The organism is Streptomyces sp. NPDC040610 (assembly GCF_055594065.1).
Map to the genome: position 1 here is coordinate 6,090 of NZ_JBVIXA010000029.1, position 4,011 is coordinate 10,100.

A 4,011-nucleotide genomic window follows, 5' to 3' on the forward strand; every position below is an offset into this window, starting at 1 on the left:
CCGGCGGATTCGGTTCAACCGGAATCGACGCCGCCCTCTACTCAGGCACCAAGTGCTACTTCTTCAAGGGGAACCGGTACATTCGTGTCACTCGCGGGGAGGTTGGGCCGGGCACTGTGGACCCTGGATATCCGGCACCGCTGTCCAATTGGGGTTGGGGCCGGGAACTCATCCTCGTCCACTTCAAGTCGTTGCGGCCTCTCACCACGACTCTCCGGACGTTCCTGGACACGCAGTTCACGGAGATGCAGAAACTGTACGCCCGGTCACGCATTGACGCGCGCCGCGGAACCACCGAGGACCTCAGCGGTGACAGCAGTCTGTCGTCCCTCCTCGCACTCGACGTCGGTGAGTGCCGGGGAACACCGACCGAGGAACAGAAGACGCTGTTCTCCCACCGCACCAACGCCGACGACCGGGACCTCGTGGTCTACCTCGTCAGCACTCTGGTGAGCAGCGACATGAACAACTACGTCGGTTGCGCGACCCACCCTTCAGGTACGCCAGGAGTAGCGATCACGCAGGTCAGCGCGCCGTGGCTGACCGCCCATGAGGTAGGCCACAACCTGGGGCTGCGGCACGTCGACAGGACGGTCCCCGCCAACAGCCGCTTCCTGATGTGGCCGAACATCGTATGGACCGACGTACCTCCGGATCTCACCTCCGACGAGGAGGAAACGATGGCGTCCAGTGGCCTGACGCGCCCCATCCCCTTCTGAGACCCGTCCACGGTCGCTGCCCGACTGCTCGGCGAAGGAGGAACGACATGCCGGTGTCCATGAACGACCTGCGCAGGCAGCTCAGCGACATCCAGCCCACCGAGAGCACCTACCGGGGAATCGGCCCGTCCGAGGTCGACCTGCTAGTGGTCCTGCTCGACGACGAGGAGGAATGGCTGGCTGCTCGAGCGGTCCACGCCCTCGGCCGGATCGACGACGACCGGGCCCGGCGGGCCATCGAGGCGGCCGCCGAGAACCCTAGGCTGCCGGTCCGCGTCGCGACCGCCATCACCGCCGGTTCGCTGTTGCTACGCGCCCAGTCCTCCGACGAGATCCTCTCCCGCCTCCTCGACGATCCGCAGCCCGCCGTCCGTAAGTACGCGGTCCGGTCGGCCTCGGACCGCAACAGCGAGGCAGTCCGGCAGAGCCTCGGCGAGGTTGCCGCGTCCGACGCCGACACCCGACTGCGGCGGGCGGCGGAGGAGAAGGTGAATTCCATCGGCCGGTTGTAGGGCCCCTCCGCCACCTTACTGTCGCGTGCGCGGTCAGCCGGTCCGATCAGCCCGGCCGTACGACTACGGTCTCCGGCTCGCCGGCAAACGTCAGTCAAAGCCCCGCGCCCCGCCCAGTGCCAGCAGCTTATCGGCGTTCCGTCCGCCACAACCCACCCGCGGGCCATGAGTACGACGCCGTCCGCGCGGGTGGCGTCGTCAGGTGCGAAGACCTTCGACGCCAATCAGGCCAGTAAGGTCTTTCCGGGTGGCTCACTGAGCTTCTTCGAGTTGGCCACCGAGCAGGTGATGGTCCGTGAAGCGCAACGGGCGAGGCCCCGGGCTGTTGATCGAGATGTCTGACGTCTCAATCACGTTGCTCGGGGGCCTCGTTGGTCGTCCATCCTGCCGCACTCGACCTGCCGCATGCGCTCGTGGAGTGGGTCACCATGCTGATCGTCACCCGTGAGGGCGACCGCCGGTGCAAGCTCCGCCCGTCTCAGCGCGCGATGGTGGCACTGGTGTACCTGCGCGAACACACCACCCTGGCGAAGATCGCTGCCGGGTTCGGGATCAGCGAGTCCACCGCCCATGCCTACACCGGCGCGGTCATCCACCTGCGGCCGAACGAGTACCGGGTCTGCTGAAGGTCCTGCGCGAGACCGATGCGGACTTCGTTCTGCTGGACGGCACGCTCGCCGAGTGCGACCGAGTCGGCGACGGCCGGGCCGACTACTCTCACAAACACCGGCGCCACGGCGTGAACGTGCAGATCGGCACCGACCCTGACGGCAAGTTGCTGTGGCTTTCGCCCGCCCTGCCGGGCCGCACTCATGACTTGACCGCCGCCCGCACCCATCAGATCATCCGGATCTGCGAGCGCCAGGGCGTTCCCATCCTGGCCGATCTCGCCTACCAGGGCGCCGGCCCGTGGCTGACCACCGGCATCAAACGCACGCCCTTGCGGGAACTCACACCCACCGAAAAGACCCTCAACCAGGCACTGGCCGCTGCACGAGCACCGGTCGAGCGCGGCGTCGGCGCCCTTGAAGTCCTGGCGCATCTTCCGCAGGTCCCGGTGCAGCCCGAATCGAATGACGTCAATCGCCAAGGCCATCCTCACGCTGGAGCGTCACCGCTGAAGAACCTCATTCAAGTGCGGCATTGAGGCGGCTCGTTGGCGTGTGCTTCAGCGTAGGGCTTTAAGCCCTTTGTGCCCTAAGTGGACGTTAAGTCAGGCCGTTCCCTTCCACGTGTGCAGGGCCCCTACCCCGGTGACCGGGGTAGGGGCCCATTGCTTTGTCGCGGAGATGGCGAGGCGAGCGGCTCGGTCAGGGGCGGGTCGTTTGGCGGGCGGTGACCAGGGTGCGCCAGCGGCTGCGGACGGTGTCGGGGTCGTCGATCCAGTGGACGGTGGGCCTGGGCGGGTGGGGGAGACCACCGAGGGCGGCGGCGATGTCGGTGAAGTAGGCGAAGTCGCCGTTCGCGGTCAGGGTGTGCAGGCGGCCGACGGTGGCGGTGAGCGCCTGGTGGTCGTCGCGGACTGCGTGGTGGAAGGCGAGGACGATTTCCAGGAACCGGGTGAGCCAGGGGAGTCCGGCCTGGGTGATCTCGGTGCGCAGCGTCTGCGCGCGGTCGGCGAGGCCGCTGGCACCCGCGTCGCGGGGGAGGGCGGCGACGTGGGCCAGGAGGCGGGTGGCGCGCTGGTCGAGGCCTTCGAGGTACTGCTCGGCCAGGACCAGTTCGTCGTCGGCGCGGGCGGGGTCGGCGAAGGCGGCCACGAAGGCCAGGCGGGTCTGGACGATGGCACGTTCCCCTGCGGCGTCGTGCTGTTCGGCCTCGCCCCGCGGCCTCGAAGGCGGCGGCCGCGCGCTCGAGGTCGCCGTGGGGCCACCACACATCTCCCAGGACGCGGTGGTGGCGTCCCTTCCAGCCCAGGGCGGGGACGGCGGCGGTCGCGGCGGGGAAGTCTCCGGCGATGCGGTCGAGGTTGGCCAGTCCGCGCCGTGCACGGGCGGCGAGGCGCCCGCCGCCGTCGGCGACCTGCCGCATCCCGGTGCGGGAGGCACCGGTGTGGCTGTGGCCGCCGCCGCTTCGACCCCGCGGTCAGCAAGGTTTGCGTCGCGTGCGCCGACCGCGCCGCCGCGGGCCGGTAGAGAGGGCACGGGTGAACTTGGCCCGGATCGCGCTGAGGACGGCGGTAGAAGGACCAGGCCTCGGTGCGCGCCGCCGACGGGCCGCTACTTTCGATACTGCGGCCCCGCGGCGGGCCCGCGCCGAAGGCGTGGCCGACCACCTATGCAACGGCTGTACTCGGTCCGACGGCTCCCGCCTCCGGGAGCTACGTCATCGCCCCGCCGACCTCCGCCAACATCCCGGCGCGGCCGCCGGCGGCCGCCGGAATCACTAGGTGGACCGCGCCCGTTCCAGATTCGCCCGCACCACCGCGATCAATGGATGGCCCCGGCTCAGCACCCGCTCGCAGTCCGCCAGGGCGTGTTCGTACAGCGGGATGGCCCGCCCCAGATCCCCCGCCGACTGGTACGCGTACGCGAGGTTGTTGCGCGAGGCCAGCGTGTCGGGGTGGTCGCCGCCCAAGACCCGCTCGAAGTCCGCCAGGGCGTGTTCGTACAGCGGGATGGCCCGCCCCAGATCCCCCGCCGACTCGTACGCGTACGCGAGGTTGTTGCGCGAGGTCAGCGTGTCGGGGTGGTCGCCGCCCAAGACCCGCTCGAAGTCCGCCAGGGCGTGTTCGTACAGCGGGATGGCCCGCCCCAGATCCCCCGCCGACTCCGTACGCG

Annotated in this window: 4 protein-coding genes and 1 pseudogene; 3 read left to right on the top strand and 2 right to left on the bottom strand. The window is 69.4% G+C overall.

The genetic code is table 11. The features are described from left to right. The 3 genes and pseudogenes from ACZ6AA_RS40735 to ACZ6AA_RS40745 form a co-directional block, all read left to right on the top strand. Positions 1 to 719: hemopexin repeat-containing protein (locus ACZ6AA_RS40735; protein ID WP_471463616.1), on the top strand; the 719-nt coding region annotated here is incomplete at its 5' end. A 47-nt stretch (positions 720 to 766) separates the two neighbouring features. Continuing rightward, on the top strand, positions 767 to 1,231 hold the full coding sequence (locus ACZ6AA_RS40740; RefSeq protein ID WP_471463618.1) for a HEAT repeat domain-containing protein: 465 nt from the start codon (positions 767 to 769) through the stop codon (positions 1,229 to 1,231). Positions 1,232 to 1,602: 371 nt separating this feature from the next. Then, positions 1,603 to 2,352: pseudogene (locus tag ACZ6AA_RS40745) on the top strand (transposase). 189 nt (positions 2,353 to 2,541) lie between these two features. Here the strand turns inward: ACZ6AA_RS40745 and ACZ6AA_RS40750 are convergent. Beyond that, a complete protein-coding gene (locus ACZ6AA_RS40750) occupies positions 2,542 to 2,991 on the bottom strand; it encodes a hypothetical protein (RefSeq protein ID WP_471463620.1) in 450 nt (149 codons plus the stop codon). A gap of 625 nt (positions 2,992 to 3,616) precedes the next feature. Next, a partial coding sequence (locus ACZ6AA_RS40755; protein ID WP_471463621.1) for a tetratricopeptide repeat protein occupies positions 3,617 to 4,011 on the bottom strand: 395 nt, incomplete at its 5' end.